This window comes from Paenibacillus sp. FSL H8-0175, from assembly GCF_045040615.1.
In the GTDB taxonomy this organism is placed as follows: Bacteria; Bacillota; Bacilli; order Paenibacillales; family Paenibacillaceae; genus Paenibacillus_AQ; species Paenibacillus_AQ odorifer.
Genome location: NZ_CP150299.1, coordinates 4,059,066 through 4,076,597, shown reverse-complemented (window position 1 = coordinate 4,076,597; position 17,532 = coordinate 4,059,066). Strand labels below are relative to the sequence as shown.

Below are 17,532 nucleotides of genomic sequence, written 5' to 3'. Positions count from 1 at the left end.
GATGAAATACGGTTTGATATTATCTAAGAATATAGTAGAAATGATATTTATAGCGATTACTTAGCCTTTATTTAACCAGCATTCACTGAATACGGGTTATCTCTGTTTATATACGAAGTTTTGTATTTTTCCACTTTACATCCTTCCTCCCTCTTTTTTTGCTGTAGCCGCACAACTGTCGACAAACTTAATATATCATGATATATTATTATGTATAAGATGAAAAAATTAGAGTCAGGAGATAACGAAAGTCATGAGTGAGACAACATCATCCAAACCGATGTATGAAAAAATATTTGATGAAGTGAAGCAGCTTATCGTTAATAAATCCTATGGACAAGGGGAACGGGTTCCCTCTGAGAAAGAACTGGCTGAAGCCTATAATGTTAGTCGGATTACGAGTAAAAAAGCTCTGGAAATGCTCGCCGCGGAACAATTAATTGTGAGAAAACCGGGGAGAGGTTCATTTGTGGCAGATCCAGCAGTCGATTACATGGAATCAGCGATATCTCCGGGGACGGTCTCCGACGGAACTGTTTTCAATTCCTTTAACCATGAGGAAAAGACGATCGGTCTGGTTATTACCGACTTTGGCAACAGCTATGGCACAGGCTTAATTTATGGCATGGAGCAGGCTTCACGTGATAATGATTGTTTTCTGGTTTTAAGAAGAACGTTTGGGGTGCCGGAGAACGAAGAGAAATCTATTCAGAAGTTGCTCAGCTTAGGTGTAGATGGTCTGATCATTTTTCCGGCTCAAGGCGAATTTTTTAATGCGGAGATTCTAAAATTGGTGATAGGGCGGTTCCCGCTAGTTCTGGTAGATCGCCATTTAAAAGGAGTGGCAGCAGCATCGATCAGTACTGATAATATGCAGGCTGCACTCAAAGGTACGGAGTATTTATTTGATCTCGGGCATACTCATATCTCCTTTCTCTCTCCACCTCCAGCGGATACCACAGCTCTTGAAGAGCGGGTAGAGGGATTTATTCAAGCGCATGCGGAACGGGGAATAGCTGTAGACAAGGGATTGTGGGTCAGCGATTTGACCTCAACACTACCGGATTCCTTCAACGATGAGAATATTGAACATGACATTTCGCGGCTAATTTCTCATTTGCAAAAGAATCCAACAATAACGGCGCTTTTTGCTGTGGAATATAATATTGCGCTGCTGGCTAGAACTGCGGTCCAACGACTTGGGCTACGAATTCCAGAAGATATTTCGATCATTTGCTTTGATAGTCCGCCAACTCCACTTGGTTCGGGTTATGCATTTACCCATTTACGGCAAAATGAAGAAGAGATGGGGCGGCTTGCAGTAGAAAATGTATTGCGAATTATGAACGGGCAGAGTGTGTCCAATAAGATAATGCTGGAAGCTGAGTTAATTTCTGGTGAATCCACAAGCTCCGCTAAACAATCTATCTCTAAATAGAATTTTGGCTTATTCTCCAAATTAAACATATATTAGTTGTTATAAAAACCTATCTTTTTGGATGGGTTTTTTTATTTGTTTTAGATATGTATTTATCATTATAGATGTATTGATATATCATTATAATAAAATAAACATATTGACATACTAATCACATGACAATATACTAATCAATGAAAGCGCTTCAAATTTAAAAAGAAAAAGGGGGTATTATAACTGAAAGCAACTAGAGAAATACCCGAGTCAATGCATAAACTGGCATCTAGCGTAAAAGCACAGCTGAGTGATCGCCCGAAATTAGCCGAAATGTTCGAGAAATGTATGGCCAACACCTGGAACACAACCTTAAAACGAATGCCAAACGGAAGCACTTTTGTTATTACCGGAGATATTCCAGCGATGTGGCTACGGGATTCCGCCGCACAGGTCAGACCTTTCCTAATCCTTGCCTCCGAAGATGAAGAAATTGCAGACATGATTGAGGGACTTGTACGTAGACAATTTACTTACATCCAGCTTGATCCGTATGCTAACGCATTCAATGAAGAAGAAAGTGGGCATGGCCACCAAGAGGATCTGACGGAGATGAGCCCGGGAGTCTGGGAAAGAAAATATGAAATTGATTCGTTATGTTATCCAATCCAACTGAGTTATCTGCTCTGGAAGAATTCGGGCCGTACTAGTCAGTTTAATGAGTCGTTTGTAACAGGCGTAGAAAGAATCATAACATTATGGACTACCGAACAGAACCATGAGCGCGATTCAAAATATCTTTTTCAACGGATGAACTGTCCGCCCACGGATACGTTAGCTCGAGAAGGCAAAGGGACGTTGACGGCTTATACCGGAATGACTTGGTCTGGATTTCGTCCTAGTGACGATGCCTGTGAATATGGGTATTTGGTTCCGGCCAATATGTTCGCGGTGGTTGTTTTACGATATGTGTGTGAAATTGCCCGTGAGATTTTAGGTGATCAGGAGCTGGAAAAGAAAGCTAGAAAACTATCTGACCAGCTTAATAAGGGAATAAGTGAGTATGGAATTGTAGAACATCCAGAGTTTGGAGCGGTCTATGCTTATGAAGTAGATGGTCTGGGACAGGTGAATTTTATGGATGATGCAAATGTACCTAGTCTACTCTCTATCCCTTATTTGGGTTATGTGACTGCTGATGATCTTATTTATAAAAATACCCGTGAACTTATTTTAAGTAGCACTAATCCTTATTTTTTCGCAGGAAAAGCGGCTGCTGGCATTGGAAGTCCGCATACGCCAAATCGGTATATCTGGCCCATAGCTTTAGCGATGCAGGGAATGACATCTACCCGCTTTGAGGAACAGGAAGCCTTACTTCATCTGCTGGAGAAGACGGATGCAGGAACTGGATTTATGCATGAAGGGTTTCATGTGGATAATCCTGATGAATTTACACGTCCATGGTTCTCTTGGGCAAACATGATGTTCTGTGAGCTTGTACTCATGCGCTGTGGTAAGCAGATTAAACGCGGATGAGACCAACAAGGTTTGAATAATCGACTCTAAAGGGGATAGAGAACATGAAAAAATGGCTGGTTACCTCAATTGTTTTGGTAATGACTACTGCACTTGCTGCGGGCTGCGGCGGTAATAACGGATCTGCGGACAAAGAGACCGGAAACACAAGCAAAGCTGGGAGCAGTACCGGGAAAAAGACAGAGCTTACCTTCTGGGGAGATTGGGGCGGTGAGGGGCAGAAGCAATTCGAGACCATGGTGGATGCTTTTAATAAATCGCAGGATAAAATTCACGTAAAATATGTGCTGCAACAGGATATGATCACGAAATTCCTAACTTCTGCGACCAATGGCGGCACTCCTGATGTACTGTTTTGGGACCGTTGGAGAACTTCGCTGTATGCCCCGAAAAATGTACTGCATCCGGTGGATGAATACTTAACGCGTGACGGTATTTCCGAAGATGATTTCTACAGTGAATCCCTACGGGAGCTTTCATACGATGACAAATTATATGGGCTGCCGCTTACAGTAGATGCCCGTGCTCTTTTCTATAATAAGAAGCTGCTCGCAGAAGCAGGACTTCAGCCTCCAACAACTTGGGATGAGTTAGAGGCAGCGGCTACGAAGCTAACGAAATGGAATGGAAATAAATTGGAGACTGCAGGTTTTTCTATGGGAGATTTGGGACTTTTTAATATGTATCTCCAACAGGCTGGCGGCACCATGCTTACAGAGGATGGAAAGACCAATTTTAATAATGAGCAGGGCAAGCAGGTGCTTGAGTTCTGGGATCGCCTAATGAACAAGGACAAAGTGTATAAAGTAGGGTTCGAACTTGGACTTGGTGAAGGGCAAGATGCTTTTGTCACAGGTAAAGTGGCTATGCTGTATTCCGGTCCGTGGATGCTCAGCACCTATAACAAATATGGTAAAGACCTGGATTATGGAATCGTTCCTCCTCCGGCCGGACCAAATGGTGATAAAGGTAGTGTCATGGGTGGATTTGGGCTAGTGATTCCAGAAGGCTCCAAACATAAGGAAGAAGCATGGGAGTTCATCAAATGGTGGACAGCGAACAAGGATAACGCGTTGCTCTGGGCAAAGACGAGTCTAAACCTGCCGGGTTATAAGCCATCGATGGAAGATCCGTTTTTCAAGGATGATCCAAAGTGGCAGCCGTTTCTGGAAACGTTGGAGTTCGCCAAGGTTCGTCCGAACCATCCTGGATATTCCGTGATGGAGACTGATGCTTTGGCCCCTAATTTGCAGCTTAATCAGCAAAACAAGATGAGCATTGATGAGACCTTGAAGAAATCGCAAGAAGAGGGCGACAAAATGCTGAAGGATAATGAAGTAGTGAAATAATAAGTAAGACATTTGAAGTGAAGGGAGGTTTCGCCTCCCTTTTGCTTAGGAGGGGGTAGCTGAAATGGCTTCCATCAGAAAGCTAGAGAAACATCAGGCGCGGACGGCTTATCTGTTTATTACACCCACGGTATTGCTGTTTACAGTATTCACAGTCATCCCTGTGGTAATGGCGCTATATTTAAGCTTTACCAACTACGATGTACTTAGTAGAAACGATTGGATCGGTTTTGATAACTATCGCCGTTTGATAGAGGACAGTTTGTTATGGAAAACATTCCGAAATGTATTTCTGTATTCCATCATTTTCGTTCCATTTAATATTCTGATTTCGCTTCTCCTCGGGATTCTGCTTAGTCGATCCTGGCGTGGGGTAAAGTTGTTCCGCACATTGAATTATCTGCCTACCCTTACATCCGCCGTTGCTGCTGCTACCGTTTGGATCTGGCTTTTGCATCCTGAATTTGGTTTGGTTAACGGATTGTTGTCTTATGTTGGGATTACGGGTCCAGCTTGGTTATCCGAGACCCGAACGGCGATGTTATCCATTATTATGCTTACCCTCTGGCAATCGGTAGGTTCTAATATGATTATCTACTTGGCAGGTCTGCAGGGCGTGCCCGACTATTTGTATGAATCTGCACGGCTGGACGGTGCTAATAAGCTGGCTTGTTTCCGGTTTATTACTTGGCCGCAGCTGCGACCAACAACCTTTCTTGTCAGTACGATGTCAATCATTGGTGCGTTGCAGTTGTTCGACCAAGCTTTTGTGCTGACGCAGGGTGGTCCGGCGAATATGACAAAGACTCCAGTTTATCTGATCTATCAGCAGGGCTTTAATCAATTGCAAATGGGGTATGCGTCTGCACAAGCATTTGTGCTTGCTGTGGCGATTCTCATTTTCTCACTAATAAACATGCGGATCACAAAGGCGGAGGAGTCCATTGTATAAGCCGGGCTTGCCATGCAGAAGGGAGATAGAGGTATGGATACTAGCGGAAGTTCGTTATTAAAAAGAAGCTTAAGCAAATCTATCTATTATATAGTGTGCATAGTTATTGCTATCGTAATGTTTCTACCTTTTTATTGGAGTGTTCTTACATCCTTGAAGCCTGACGAAGAGATCTTCGCCATGCCCATCCGGTGGTTTCCTTCACATTTGACCTTAGAACACTATCGTAAGGCATTTACTACGGTTCCGTTTGCGCTCTATTTCTGGAATTCGCTTGTACTTGCAGTAGCGGGTGTATTGGCGAATCTGTTCTTTGGTTCTATCAGTGGTTATGCATTCGCAAAATTGAATTTTAAGCTCAATAAGCCGATATTCCGCGTGCTGCTTGCGGCGATGATGATACCAGGCATTGTGACGATGATCCCCACGGTTTATGTCATGCGCCATATTCCTCTTTTTGGAGGAAATGATATTTTTGGTAGCGGGGGTAACGGGCTGATGAACTCATTCTGGGGGATTATTCTTCCGGGCGCTTCTGGAACCTTTGCTGTGTTCTTCATGCGGCAATTCTTTCTCACCTTGCCTAGTGACATGATGGAAATGGCCCGGATCGAAGGCTGTGGAGAGTTTAAAATATTTTGGCGGATATATTTGCCGTTGACTAAACCTGCGCTGGCTACTTTAAGTATCTTTACCTTCCAAGCGGGCTGGAACAGTTTCTTGTGGCCAATGATTGTGCTGAATGATCCCGACAAAGCAACGATTCAGATGGGACTTCAAGCTTTTTCTTATAATTTTCAAACAGACTACGGTCCAATGATGGCTGGAGCGCTAGTAGCAATCTTGCCGATATTGGTGTTGTTTTTAGCTCTTCAGCGTTATTTTGTACAGGGGATAGCCTTCAGTGGTATTAAGGGTTAATGCAATAAAAATCGAACCAGGGAGAGAGTCTATATGAATCAATTGGAGATAGGGATTTGGGAGGAACGGGCGAATCAAGCACAAGCTGCATTGGATTCATTCTTCTGGAATGAAGCGATCAAAATGTACAATATAGAAACACCTTGTCCAAATGGAGAATGCAACACGATTTTTCATTATTGGTGGATGGCCCATGCTGTGGATGTATTGGTAGATGGACTACAGCGGACTGGAGAGAACTGGTATGCCAAAAGGCTTTCCGCACTTCATGAAGGTCTGCTACAACGAAATGGTGGTATGTGGCCAAATGAGTTGTATGATGATATGGAATGGATGGCTCTCGCGTGGCTTCGTGCTTATCAAGCAACAGGAGTGGAAGGTTATAAAGATACAGCCCTTCTTTTATGGAACGACATTCAGACAGGTTGGAACGAGCATATGGGCGGTGGAATTGCTTGGCAGAAATCACAGTTGGATTATAAAAATACACCAGCCAACGCACCGGCAGCTATACTTGCGGCACGCTTGTATCAAGCTTTTGGTGAAGCTGGCTATCTTGAATGGGCGTTAAAAATATACAGATGGCAAAAAGAGCATCTAGTAGATCCGGCAACGGGTTTTGTATGGGATGGCATGAATCGCACTGGCGATGGAAAGATCGATAAAGATTGGAAATACTCCTACAACCAAGGTGTTTTCATTGGCGCAGCAGTTGAACTGTACCGTATCACTAAAGAGCAGGAATATTTAGAGGATGCTCGTCTAACCTTTGCCGCCGCAGCCCATGAAATTGCTGACTCTGAGGGAGGTGTGCTGCCAGATGAAGGAAATGGTGATGCGGGACTGTTTAAAGGAATCCTGATTCGCTATACAGCTGAATGGGTCAAAGCTGATTCCGCAGCAGTTAAAGCTGTAGATTTCCTGCGAGCGAATGCAGAATGTCTCTGGGAACAAGGAAAGTCAGAGGATAAAGTGTTGTTTGGCACAGATTGGACTTCGACTTCCGCTGGTGTGATTCAGCTCAGCTCCCAGCTTAGTGCGATAAAGCTGCTGGAGAAGATGGCTGAATTAACTAAAGAACAGGGTTGAGGTGAGTTCTTAATGACACAAGCAAAGGAAGCCATAGAAGCAGTCAGTTGGCAGGAAAAGTCCGAGTGGTTCCAACAATGTCTACTACGTAATTATTATAATGCTGAGACGGGGATCATGAACCAATGGTATCCCAGAGCGTACAACGTTGCGGGGGAAAACTTTTATTATTGGTGGCAGGCTCATGTCATTGATATTTTAGTAGATGGTTATGAGCGTAGTGGAGATCCTGTGTATTCCTTGAAAATTATGGAGCTAAGTCAGAGTCTGCAAGCTTATAACGGGGGGACTTTCAGGCATAATTACTATGATGATATGGAATGGACAGCATTGGCGTTGCTGCGTGCTTATCGGGTTACAGGACATGAAGCCTATTTAAGTGCTGTGCTTAATCTATGGGAAGATATTAAGACGGCTTGGAATGAACAGTTGGGTGGAGGTCTGGCGTGGAAGAAGGATCAGCTAGATTATAAAAACACACCTGCCAATGCACCTGCCGTCATCCTTGCAGCCCGGTTATATGAAATTTTTCATAAGCAAGAGGATCTGGAGTGGGCGCTCCGTATCTATGAATGGAACAAGACATATTTGATGGATTCTACGACTGGTTTTGTGTGGGATGGGATGAATAGACTTGGGGATGGCCAGATCGATTACGACTGGGAGTTTACTTACTGTCAGGGAGTGTTTCTAGGCGCTGGCCTAGAGCTTTACAAGAATACGGGTGATGTTCATTACTTAGAAGATGCGAATCGAACGGCTAATACATGTATTGATCGGTTATGCGATCCAATTAATCTGATGTTGCCTGATGAAGGCATTGATGATACTGGATTGTTCAAGGGCATTCTGATTCGTTATTTGGTTCAGCTCTGTAAAATATCTCCTGTAAATATCCGTATTCGCGAGGTTATATTGGCCAATGCAATGCAGTTGTGGGAAAAAGGTCTGGATAAACAACTGGGTCTGTGCAGTTCATCGTGGGAAGTGAAACCGGAGCTTCCGGTTCAGCTGAGTATTCAACTCAGCGGCTTGATGCTTCTGGAGGGTGCTGCGGCACTGGTGAACGAATAGCCTGAAATATATAAAGACACCTCAAGAGAGGTGTCTTTTTGTTGTTTAAATTAACTATCTGCAATTAGAAAATCCGATGTTTCCAGCCATTTAATTTAGCGATAGCCTCAATATAATAGTAGTCTCCATAGATCAGGGATACATCAATGAAGGAATTGCCACTGCCAGTTCCGTGCAATAAAATCGCTTCATGCTCCGGCAGCTCCCAGGTTGCGTAATTTTCCGTCAGTGAGCGCAGAATTCGCTCCGCTGCATTTGCATATAGACTTTTTTCGCCTAAGGGTACGATATCTGCAAGCTCTAATAATCCTGAAGCGGCTATAGAGGCTGCGGAGCTATCTCGGAACATCCGGGTATCATCCTCTAGGCGGAAATCCCAATAAGGGACTTGATCCTCAGGCAAAGCAGAGATGAAATAATGTGCGATCCGCTTAGCAGTGTTCAGGAAACGTTCATCACCAGTGTGGCGATAAGTATTGATAAAGCCGTACAATCCCCAAGCTGTTCCTCGGCTCCAAGAGGATTCAGCCGAGTAGCCTTGACCGCCAAAATTCTCAAGATAAGCACCTGTCTCTGCATCAAAAGAAATAATATGTTTGGTGGATCCATCCTCACGTATGCCATATTGCATTGTCGTTTCGGCGTGGCTAATTGCAATATGCTTATAGCGGGGATCACCTGTCACTTTGCTGGCCCAGAACAGCAGGGAGATATTTAACATACAGTCGATAATTACCCAGCCGTATTTATCTTCATTCCATGCGCGGATGAATTTGCCTACAGGATTATAGCGGGCAGCGAGGAAATTCGCAGCTTCAATTCCTCTGCGCAGGGCATCTTCGTCACCTGTAATTGTATGTTTGATTACAGCTGTCGGAAGGAATTGGAATCCCACATCGTGATGCATCTCAACCGTTGGTTTAACAAACCATTCCTCCAAGGTACCGTCCCAATGCCAAGCAGCCTCCTTGTAAAGATCTTTTCCGGTCATATCATGCATGATCCAGAGGAGTCCAGGCCAGAACCCTGTAGTCCACCAGTCTGAACCGATATCATCAAATTTGCCATCTTTCCCGGCGAAATGCGGGCACTTGTCACCGATCTGCTCTACCATACGTTCCACTTTTGTATCAAGTCTACCCATGATTTCCTGCCAATAAGGGCTTGTCATTATTATTGCCTCCAGTGTAATTAGGATGTTATGAGTATAGCTTTCTAAAGCTCAGGAAAGTTGTGTTTTGATATAAGGAAATGTTTGATTATTGTCATGTTGAAGTTGGCTTATAATTTAAAACTGACAAAATACAAACATTTCTGCATAACACATTAAAACTTTATCGGTGTTGGAAACGATACAATCGAAATGAACAGGAGGATGGTAAAGTGGATGATTTACAAGTATATAAAGCACCTAAAGATATCCCGGGACGTGAGGATTATAAGGTTAGAGTACGGCAGCCTGAAGGAGAATGGCATAGCTTGTTTATTTACGAGGTTAAGGTAGATATGCATGAGGTGCGTCCTGCATCCATGGCTTATTTTGATCTGGAAGGTACAGTAGAAGTTGAAGTCACCTGTCTTTATACGGAGATTGATTGTGTGAACATTGCTCCGGCTTCGCGAGGGATCTCTTACGAATATCATGGAAATACCATTTTGTTTAAGCTAACAGGTCCGCAAAAGTTATCGATTGAGATCAACGGTGATATTTTTCGAAATCTGCATTTATTTGCTAACCCTAAGGAGAAGGATGCCCCTCAACCAGAGGATGCTAATGTTCTAGTAGTCCAACCGGGTATACACCGGAAACCTGATCTTTTACGGCTGCTGGATAATGCCGCTGCTGATCCTCGTGAAAAAAGGAAGGTGCTTTATTTCGCTCCAGGCACACATTATATAGAAGAAACAGTATTGCCGGTCCCTTCGGAAACCACGGTGTATCTTGCCGGAGGTTCAGTGCTTGTAGGTTCCTTGGTATGCGAGGGAGTTCATGATGTATCCATTCGTGGTCGCGGTATAATTTATCTTGCGGATTTTCATCGATTCTCGGCCTTTCGAGGGATACGAATTATTTTTTCGCGATCCATAAATGTGGAAGGTATTACCGTGATTGATCCGCCACATTACAGCATTTTCATCGGGCAGTCTGAGCAGATTGTGATTGATAATTTCAAATCGTTTAGCACTCGGGGGTGGTCTGATGGCATTGATATTATGTCTAGTTCCGAGGTTAGAATCCGGGATGTTTTTATGCGTAATTCGGATGATTGTATTGCTATTTACGGCTCGAGATGGGATTTTTATGGGGATACCCGTAATATTAGCGTTCGTGATTCCATTCTGTGGGCGGATGTCGCTCATCCATTAATGATTGGTACACATGGGGACCATGAACGGAACGGGGACACCATTGAGTCTATTGTTTTTGCAAATATTGATATCTTGAATCATCACGAACCGCAAGAGAACTATTGGGGGGCACTGGCGATTAATGCCGGGGATCGAAATAGGGTATGTAATGTTCTATATGAAAATATACGTGTAGAGCGTATTGAGCGGGGGCAGCTAATTGATGTGCGGGTGGTCTATAACAAGGATTACAATCCAGAGCCGGGGACAAGCATCCGGGACATTACATTTCGCGACATCAGCTATAGCGGGACGGCCAACCCTTCACGAATTTATGGATATGACGAAGAGAGAGCTGTTGAAAATGTGACCTTTGTCAATTTAAGGATCAATGGTGAACTGGTGGACGCCCCCCGCCCAGAGCTGATAGATATTAATCATTTTGCTAAAAATATACTCTTCGTTACTGAAAAAAATACGGTTGTGTAGATTGGATCTAATTACTTTTTCTATATTTTAATGGCGTCGTCCCTAGGACTCTTTTGAACAGTTGATTGAAATATGAGGCATTTGGAAAACCAACAGTGATTCCGATTTGCTCCACAGGCAGGTCTGTCGTTCCTAACAAGCGGCAGGCCTGTTTGATCCGGCGGGCAGTCAGATAATCAACAAGCCTTCCTCCGGTTTCCTGATGAAAGATTCTGGAGATATAGGATTTGGACAAGTGAATCTCCTCAGCTAACTGATCCAGATTAACCTCCTCATGATAATGCTCTTCGATAAAACTCATGATTTTCTCAGAATAGCGCAAGGTTCGCCGTTCTCCTGATTGGAATACATGCTGATCTTCAGTTCCTATATTGCTCAATAATTGAAGAATTAACAGTGAAATGTCTTCGGTATCCTCAGTCAGACTGACTTTTTTATTGTGATTATATTGCTCCAGAATCCACTCCACAGACTCAACGTGATCCTTAAGATCAAAGGCACAATGTGTATTTTTCCCTTGCCAAAGCGCTGTGAATAAAGCCTTCCTTTTCGCAAAACCCTCCAGCAGGTGTTCAGCAACATGTGGATCAATGTAGAAGATGGTTCGTTCAAAAGGACACTCGGGAGAAACCTCAGAATAGATCCGGTGCAGCTGATAGGGCTGGAAAAAGAATAACATTCCCCTGCGGATATCGTACATCTGCTGATTCACAACAACGTTTCCCTGTCCGCCATACACGAACATGACTTCACAGCATTGATGCCAGTGATAATAACCTTTGTAATAGTCGTCGGTATATATTTTATAATCCCAAATCAAGGTCTTATGTTCTTCAAAAACAACAGGTTCGAACAGCTGCTTCATAGGCCCTCCAAGATGACAAAATACAAACATTTTCTTATATCTCATTATAACTTTAATCGTTATGAAAGCGATACAATAAATACGTTAAACTATGAAAAATCCGGTAGTGGAGGGTAACATTATGACGCAAAAAATTGTTAATCCGGTGTTGGCAGGTTTTCATCCAGATCCGTCTTTTATTAGAGTAGGGGATGATTATTATATCGCAACCTCTACTTTTGAATGGTTTCCAGGTGTAGAAATTCATCATTCCAAGGATCTAGTTCATTGGCATTCCATTTCACGTGTGCTGACAGAAGCCTCACAAGTAGATCTGCGTGGTAACGTAAGCTCTGGTTCCATTTGGGCACCCGCGCTTTCTTATGATCAAGGCGTATTTTATCTGCTATTTACAGATGTGAAATCTCGCAAAAGTGTATATAAAGATCTGCATAATTATTTAATTACAGCGACGGATATCATGGGCCCGTGGAGTGAGCCGGTTAGACTTAATGGCAGCGGATTTGATCCATTTTTATTCCATGATCTGGATGGGACCAAATGGCTGCTTAATATGCGTTGGGATTTCCGTAAAAATCACAATAACTTCTCTGGCATCATTATGCAGCAATATGACCCGGAGACTGGCAAATTAACGGGACCTATCCATGAAATTTATAAAGGGACACCTATCGGAGTGACCGAAGGTCCGCAATTGTACCAGAAGGATGGGTACTATTATTTGCTGACAGCTGAAGGAGGCACTGGCATCAACCATATGGTCACCTTAGCTAGAAGCAGAAGCCTCACAGGTCCTTATGAGACGGATCCGGATTTCCCGATTATGACCACGGCGCATGATCTGACCTACCCGTTTCAGCAAGCAGGGCACGGATCGCTCGTTGAGACTCAGAATGGGGACTGGTACATGGCGCATTTATGCACACGTCCGATTCCGGGAACGGCAACGATGAATCCGTTAGGCCGGGAAACTGCGATTCAACGTTGTGAATGGACAGAGGATGGCTGGTTGCGATTGGCCCACGGAGGGAAGCTGCCTGCATTGGAGACCGTGGCTCCTGACCTGCCGATATTCACTTTTGAGGAGCTGCCAAACAGAGATGAATTTGATGGAGAGGTTCTTGGATTTCCATACCAAAGCTTGCGTGTACCTTTTGATGAATCTTGGGTTAGCTTGAAGGAACGTCCGGGTTTTCTTCGTCTGCGCGGCAGAGAGTCGTTAGCTTCACTGCATGATCAGAGTTTAATTGCCCGGCCGATTCAACATTTTGAATGCTCAGCTACAACCTGTCTGGAATTCGAGCCGGATAGCTTCCTGCAAATGGCTGGGTTAGTCCTCTATTATGATGACAGTGATTACTATTATTTGCGTGTTACCGCAGATGAGATTCGTGGAACTAGTTTGGGCGTTGTGCTGTGTAGAGGTGGCAAATACGATGAGATTTCCTCTATGCAGCTATCTGTGAAGGATTGGGATCGTTATTATCTAAAGGCGGAAATCCATGAACGTGATCTGTTGTTTTATGCTTCATCAGACGGGGTGAATTGGACAGCTGTCTGTACTCCCTTAGATTTTGGTACGCTTTCGGATGAATATGGCGGCAAGCTTGGCTTTACCGGTTCCTATGTCGGGGTATGTGCTCAGGATTTGGATCAGCAAGCGAAGCCGGCTTATTTTGACTATTTTGAATATAAAGCTTTATAGGTGTTCGGAAAAACCATAACATTCTTCATAGTCTATTTTAGGATAAAATGTTAATTTTTACTTATCTTACATAGAAAGGGATGTTTATGATTTTGAAAAAGACTTATAAAGCCGCAATAACCTGCACGCTCTTACTGAATCTGGCCCTGTCCTCTGCTGCAATGGCCGCACCCATCGACGTCGACGTCAGTAATTTGAAAGAAGTCCAAACTTCTGGACCGGAAAAGGTTTGGGTTGGAGAATGGAAGGGCGACGATACGATTATTGTGGACACACAAGGAAATGTTACTACAGTTGGAGAACTCAAAGAGTCATCAAGCTTTGTACCCCCGGCAGATGACAATCTTATTAATAATGAATTATTAGCACCGGAGCTAATAACACCTTCTTTTGAACCTGATTCTCCGCAAGCAACTCTAGCTTCCGCTTATGGTCATGCGTGGCCGTATACAGCCGAAAATAGTTATGGGATTAACTGTTATGGTTATGCCTTAAGATTTCCAGGGGCAATCAACCCTGGTGATGGAGACGGGGTCTCAAATGTCAGAGATCCTGCCTATTTTACTAACGTGTATTATACTGCTGGTCTTGTGGTTCAAGATGGCAATACGAATCCTTTATACTTTAAACCGGGTTGGCGGATACTTCCGGGCCGAACTGCAGCGATTAATTCCGATGAACATCGAATTGCACTAAGAGTGGGATGGATCGACTCAAATGGTAATGGTAAAGTCGATATTCCTGAGGATAACGTAGATTACCACTTCATGCTTCAAAATAGCTCAGGTCTATGGTCAGAGAAACATGGACATCAAGCGTCTCAAAATACGGGAATTTCAGATCCTAGCAATTTCGTCTGGAGCAATGGTTCTCTTTATGGTTTTTACAATAGCGTAACCGTTTATATTGCTGCAAAAGTATTTTAGAATTTCATAAAACATTACGTATGGAATAGCGATAGTCTTTTTTTTGAAGATTATGGCTATTCTTTTTTTAGTGTCGAATTGTTTATGGGATTTTGTATACACTTTTGAGTTTTAATGTGATACAATTAAATTGTACACAAATTAAAATAAGGTGGTTATTTTGATGGTATGGGTAGCTAATATTATGGTCGGTGTTGTTGCGTTAATACATATCTATATTGTTTATTTAGAAATGTTCGCTTGGTCAAAGCCAAAAGGGCTTCGAGTCTTTGGAATGACACAGGAAGTTGCGGATGCTTCTAAAACACTGGCAGCGAACCAAGGGTTATACAATGGATTTTTGGCGGCAGGTTTAATTTGGGGATTGGTTCATCCGAATGTAAATTTCGGCCATCAAATTGAAATCTTCTTCTTATCAACTGTTATAGTGGCAGCGTTATATGGAGGACTGACGGTGAAAAAGTCTATTTTATTTATGCAAGGACTGCCAGCTTTAATTGCATTAATCCTCGTGGTTTCGATTTAAGATAACATAGAAGTAATCGATTAGGTTTCTACCTCGCGTACTTGCGTGGTGGAAGCCTTTTTTGCGTAAGATCAAGAAATTATTGGGTAAAGAACTGCGCTGGATTAAAACAGGAATTATGGATAGTGTACCAAGAAACAACAGAGAAGTGGTTGATTAATGTGTTTTAGGTACAGGTGTGGTCCTTAGATAAGATGTAAGGGACTTTAACAAACCTATTGCATGCTTGTGTGGGCTGAAAGAGTAGACGAAATGGCGTTTAATCTGAAAGTTCTAGACTTTAAAAGCAAATTCTCATCATAAAAAAAGAGCTGCTACCTAGCAGGGAACACCTGTCAGGGACACAGCTCTTTTTATGTGCTGGTTTAAATGAGGATCTTATTTAATAGAGGCTGCATAAATCGCTTCTACAGATTTAGAGAGGAGCGCGTTAAACTCTTCTTCTGACTGCCCAGCGCTTAGTCCCTGTGATAACGCACGTGAGAAGCTGGCGATCAGTCCTTGATTATGGGCGAGCTTATCGTTGGCCTCTGCTTGTGTGTAACCGCCGGACAAAGCGACAATTCGCAAAACATGAGGATTCTCCATTAATTCACGGTAGAAATTATTCTCCGTTGGGATGGAGAGCTTAAGCATGACCTTCACGTCTTTGCCCAGCGTAGACAATTGGGCCGATAGTTCTTCTTTTAGCAGCTTCTCTGAAGCCGTTTTATCAGCACTGTGGATATCAACTTCCGGTTCTATAATAGGTACGAGTCCCGCTGCTAAAATCTGCTTACCGATTTCAAACTGCTGTTCAACCACCTTTTTGATACCGGAAGGATTAGCCTCTTTAATCACCGAGCGCATTTTTGTACCAAAGATGTTACGTTCGTTGGCCCGCTTCAGAAGATCACTCAAGCCGGGAATAGGCTTCATTAGTTGTACTCCGTCTTCAGGGTCGGCAAGCCCTTTATCGATTTTCAGGAAAGGCACAATCCCTTTTTTCTCCCATAGAAAATCGGCAGTATATTGCCCGTCTATGGAACGATCCATTGTGTTCTCAAATAAGATTGCACCCAGTATATGCTTTGAATCAAATGCAGGGCTCTTGATAATGCGCGTTCTCATCTCGTGAACCAACCCATACATTTGATCTTCATTAGAGTAACTGTCCTCTGCAACACCATATTGCAGCAGCGCTTTTGGTGTACTGCCACCACTTTGATCCAAGGCAGCTATAAATCCCTGTCCCGTCCGAATTCTTTCCCATTGCTCCATATTCATGAAAATACTCCTTCCTTTCGTGAACTGAATGAAAAATCTTATGTTCATTAACTATAACACTTAATGTACCGGCTCTAAACAAATGGCATTGTAAACTTGGCAGGTAACTAGTCTAATGTGAGTGGTTTGAATCTGCGTTATAAGGACTTCCGGATCTAATTGATCCATGGGGATGACGAGGTATCTACGTGTAAGGTCTCCTGAGTCCGATCTCAAGATGGTGCAGACTTGCAATCTTAGCATACGAGAACGAATCGACGTTTGAGGTCACCTGAGTCCGGACTAGCCAAGATTGATGATACTACAGCATCGTTCGGACTGTATTGCAGCTATTTAGATTTTTTGGAGCATTTTTCAGAAGTATCGGACTGCATAGCTCTTATAGCCAAGTTTTTGCTCCAGAGAGGGGTGGATTTGGTTCAATAGCTGCATCTGGGTCCGATAGCATGGCGAAATGACCAAAATCTGTGAAATAGCGTCTCCTGAGTCCGAACCCATAGTTAGTGTGGACATATAGCCTAGGTTGACGAGTAAGCATCGTCGTATAATGTCAGCTGAGTCCGGACTAGCAAGATTGAAGATACTACAGCATCGTTCGGACTGTATTGCAGCTATTTGGTGTTTTTGGAGCATTATTCAGAAGTATCGGACCGCATAGCTCTTATTACCAAGTTTTTGCTCCAAAGAAGAGTGAATTTGGTTCAATAGCTGCATCTGAGTCCGATAGCATGGCGAAATGACCAAAATCTGTGAAATAGCGTCTCCTGAGTCCGGACCATCGATGGCAAGAACATGTAGCCTCCGCAGACGAGTAAGTATCGACGTATAGGCGTCACCTGAGTCCAAACCCATAGTTAGTGAAAACATGTAGCCTCAACTGACGAGAACGAATTGACGTCTGAGGTCATCTGAGTCCGGACTAGCAAGATTGAAGATACTACATTACCGTTCGGACTGTATTGCAGCTATTTAGTGTTTTTGAAGCATTTTTCAGAATTATCGGACTGCATAGCTCTTATTACCAAGTATTTGCTCCAAAGAGGAGTACATTGGGTCGAATAGTTGCATCTG

At 43.3% G+C, this 17,532-nt stretch carries 14 protein-coding genes; 11 read left to right on the top strand and 3 right to left on the bottom strand.

Going from position 1 to position 17,532, the window contains the following annotated elements; genetic code table 11:
- Window positions 1–253 precede the first annotated feature (253 nt).
- The 7 genes from MHH46_RS18140 (at window position 254) to MHH46_RS18110 (ending at window position 8,335) form a co-directional block, all read left to right on the top strand.
- On the top strand, window positions 254–1,438 hold the full coding sequence (locus MHH46_RS18140; RefSeq protein ID WP_076194647.1) for a substrate-binding domain-containing protein: 1,185 nt from the start codon (window positions 254–256) through the stop codon (window positions 1,436–1,438).
- Window positions 1,439–1,684: 246 nt separating this feature from the next.
- Entirely contained in the window at window positions 1,685–2,950 is a 1,266-nt protein-coding gene (locus MHH46_RS18135) for a glycoside hydrolase family 125 protein (RefSeq protein ID WP_076194650.1), read from the top strand.
- Between the two features lie 44 nt (window positions 2,951–2,994).
- Entirely contained in the window at window positions 2,995–4,299 is a 1,305-nt protein-coding gene (locus MHH46_RS18130) for an ABC transporter substrate-binding protein (protein WP_076184486.1), read from the top strand.
- 64 nt (window positions 4,300–4,363) lie between these two features.
- The gene (locus MHH46_RS18125) at window positions 4,364–5,251 is read left to right on the top strand and encodes a carbohydrate ABC transporter permease (RefSeq protein ID WP_036688088.1); all 888 of its coding nucleotides are present in this window, start codon (window positions 4,364–4,366) and stop codon (window positions 5,249–5,251) included.
- Window positions 5,252–5,284: 33 nt separating this feature from the next.
- Window positions 5,285–6,172: a carbohydrate ABC transporter permease gene (locus MHH46_RS18120; RefSeq protein ID WP_076142466.1), complete on the top strand. Its 888-nt coding sequence runs from the start codon at window positions 5,285–5,287 to the stop codon at window positions 6,170–6,172.
- Between the two features lie 33 nt (window positions 6,173–6,205).
- Entirely contained in the window at window positions 6,206–7,261 is a 1,056-nt protein-coding gene (locus MHH46_RS18115) for a glycoside hydrolase family 76 protein (RefSeq protein WP_076194653.1), read from the top strand.
- A 12-nt stretch (window positions 7,262–7,273) separates the two neighbouring features.
- Entirely contained in the window at window positions 7,274–8,335 is a 1,062-nt protein-coding gene (locus MHH46_RS18110) for a glycoside hydrolase family 76 protein (protein WP_076194656.1), read from the top strand.
- A 64-nt stretch (window positions 8,336–8,399) separates the two neighbouring features.
- Here MHH46_RS18110 and MHH46_RS18105 read toward each other — a convergent pair whose 3' ends face one another.
- Complete coding sequence (locus MHH46_RS18105; RefSeq protein ID WP_076194658.1) at window positions 8,400–9,506, bottom strand: glycoside hydrolase family 88 protein; 1,107 nt, start codon at window positions 9,504–9,506, stop codon at window positions 8,400–8,402.
- 212 nt (window positions 9,507–9,718) lie between these two features.
- Here MHH46_RS18105 and MHH46_RS18100 point away from each other — a divergent pair, with 212 nt between their 5' ends.
- Window positions 9,719–11,173, top strand: coding sequence for a glycosyl hydrolase family 28 protein (locus tag MHH46_RS18100; protein ID WP_076194660.1), 1,455 nt, complete (start codon window positions 9,719–9,721; stop codon window positions 11,171–11,173).
- A 7-nt stretch (window positions 11,174–11,180) separates the two neighbouring features.
- Here the strand turns inward: MHH46_RS18100 and MHH46_RS18095 are convergent, their stop codons facing one another.
- Complete coding sequence (locus tag MHH46_RS18095; RefSeq protein ID WP_076128265.1) at window positions 11,181–12,038, bottom strand: AraC family transcriptional regulator; 858 nt, start codon at window positions 12,036–12,038, stop codon at window positions 11,181–11,183.
- Window positions 12,039–12,159: 121 nt separating this feature from the next.
- Between MHH46_RS18095 and MHH46_RS18090 the strand changes: the two genes are divergently transcribed.
- From MHH46_RS18090 to MHH46_RS18080, 3 genes are all read left to right on the top strand, one after another.
- Entirely contained in the window at window positions 12,160–13,743 is a 1,584-nt protein-coding gene (locus MHH46_RS18090) for a glycoside hydrolase family 43 protein (protein WP_076194663.1), read from the top strand.
- 92 nt (window positions 13,744–13,835) lie between these two features.
- Window positions 13,836–14,669 (top strand): hypothetical protein, encoded by an 834-nt coding sequence (locus MHH46_RS18085; RefSeq protein ID WP_143762788.1) that lies wholly within the window; start codon window positions 13,836–13,838, stop codon window positions 14,667–14,669.
- A gap of 163 nt (window positions 14,670–14,832) precedes the next feature.
- Window positions 14,833–15,195, top strand: a complete 363-nt coding sequence (locus MHH46_RS18080; RefSeq protein ID WP_076128270.1) for a DUF1304 domain-containing protein — start codon at window positions 14,833–14,835, stop codon at window positions 15,193–15,195.
- A 378-nt stretch (window positions 15,196–15,573) separates the two neighbouring features.
- Here the strand turns inward: MHH46_RS18080 and MHH46_RS18075 are convergent, their stop codons facing one another.
- Window positions 15,574–16,461, bottom strand: a complete 888-nt coding sequence (locus tag MHH46_RS18075; RefSeq protein WP_076194668.1) for a fructose bisphosphate aldolase — start codon at window positions 16,459–16,461, stop codon at window positions 15,574–15,576.
- Window positions 16,462–17,532 lie beyond the last annotated feature (1,071 nt).

Bases quoted from the DNA above. Each gene is read 5' to 3' on its own strand.
- MHH46_RS18140 (WP_076194647.1), top strand. From the start codon at position 254: ATGAGTGAGACAACATCATCCAAACCGATGTATGAAAAAATATTTGAT.
- MHH46_RS18135 (WP_076194650.1), top strand. From the start codon at position 1,685: ATGCATAAACTGGCATCTAGCGTAAAAGCACAGCTGAGTGATCGCCCG.
- MHH46_RS18130 (WP_076184486.1), top strand. From the start codon at position 2,995: ATGAAAAAATGGCTGGTTACCTCAATTGTTTTGGTAATGACTACTGCA.
- MHH46_RS18125 (WP_036688088.1), top strand. From the start codon at position 4,364: ATGGCTTCCATCAGAAAGCTAGAGAAACATCAGGCGCGGACGGCTTAT.
- MHH46_RS18120 (WP_076142466.1), top strand. From the start codon at position 5,285: ATGGATACTAGCGGAAGTTCGTTATTAAAAAGAAGCTTAAGCAAATCT.
- MHH46_RS18115 (WP_076194653.1), top strand. From the start codon at position 6,206: ATGAATCAATTGGAGATAGGGATTTGGGAGGAACGGGCGAATCAAGCA.
- MHH46_RS18110 (WP_076194656.1), top strand. From the start codon at position 7,274: ATGACACAAGCAAAGGAAGCCATAGAAGCAGTCAGTTGGCAGGAAAAG.
- MHH46_RS18105 (WP_076194658.1), bottom strand. From the start codon at position 9,506: ATGACAAGCCCTTATTGGCAGGAAATCATGGGTAGACTTGATACAAAA.
- MHH46_RS18095 (WP_076128265.1), bottom strand. From the start codon at position 12,038: ATGAAGCAGCTGTTCGAACCTGTTGTTTTTGAAGAACATAAGACCTTG.
- MHH46_RS18090 (WP_076194663.1), top strand. From the start codon at position 12,160: ATGACGCAAAAAATTGTTAATCCGGTGTTGGCAGGTTTTCATCCAGAT.
- MHH46_RS18080 (WP_076128270.1), top strand. From the start codon at position 14,833: ATGGTATGGGTAGCTAATATTATGGTCGGTGTTGTTGCGTTAATACAT.
- MHH46_RS18075 (WP_076194668.1), bottom strand. From the start codon at position 16,461: ATGAATATGGAGCAATGGGAAAGAATTCGGACGGGACAGGGATTTATA.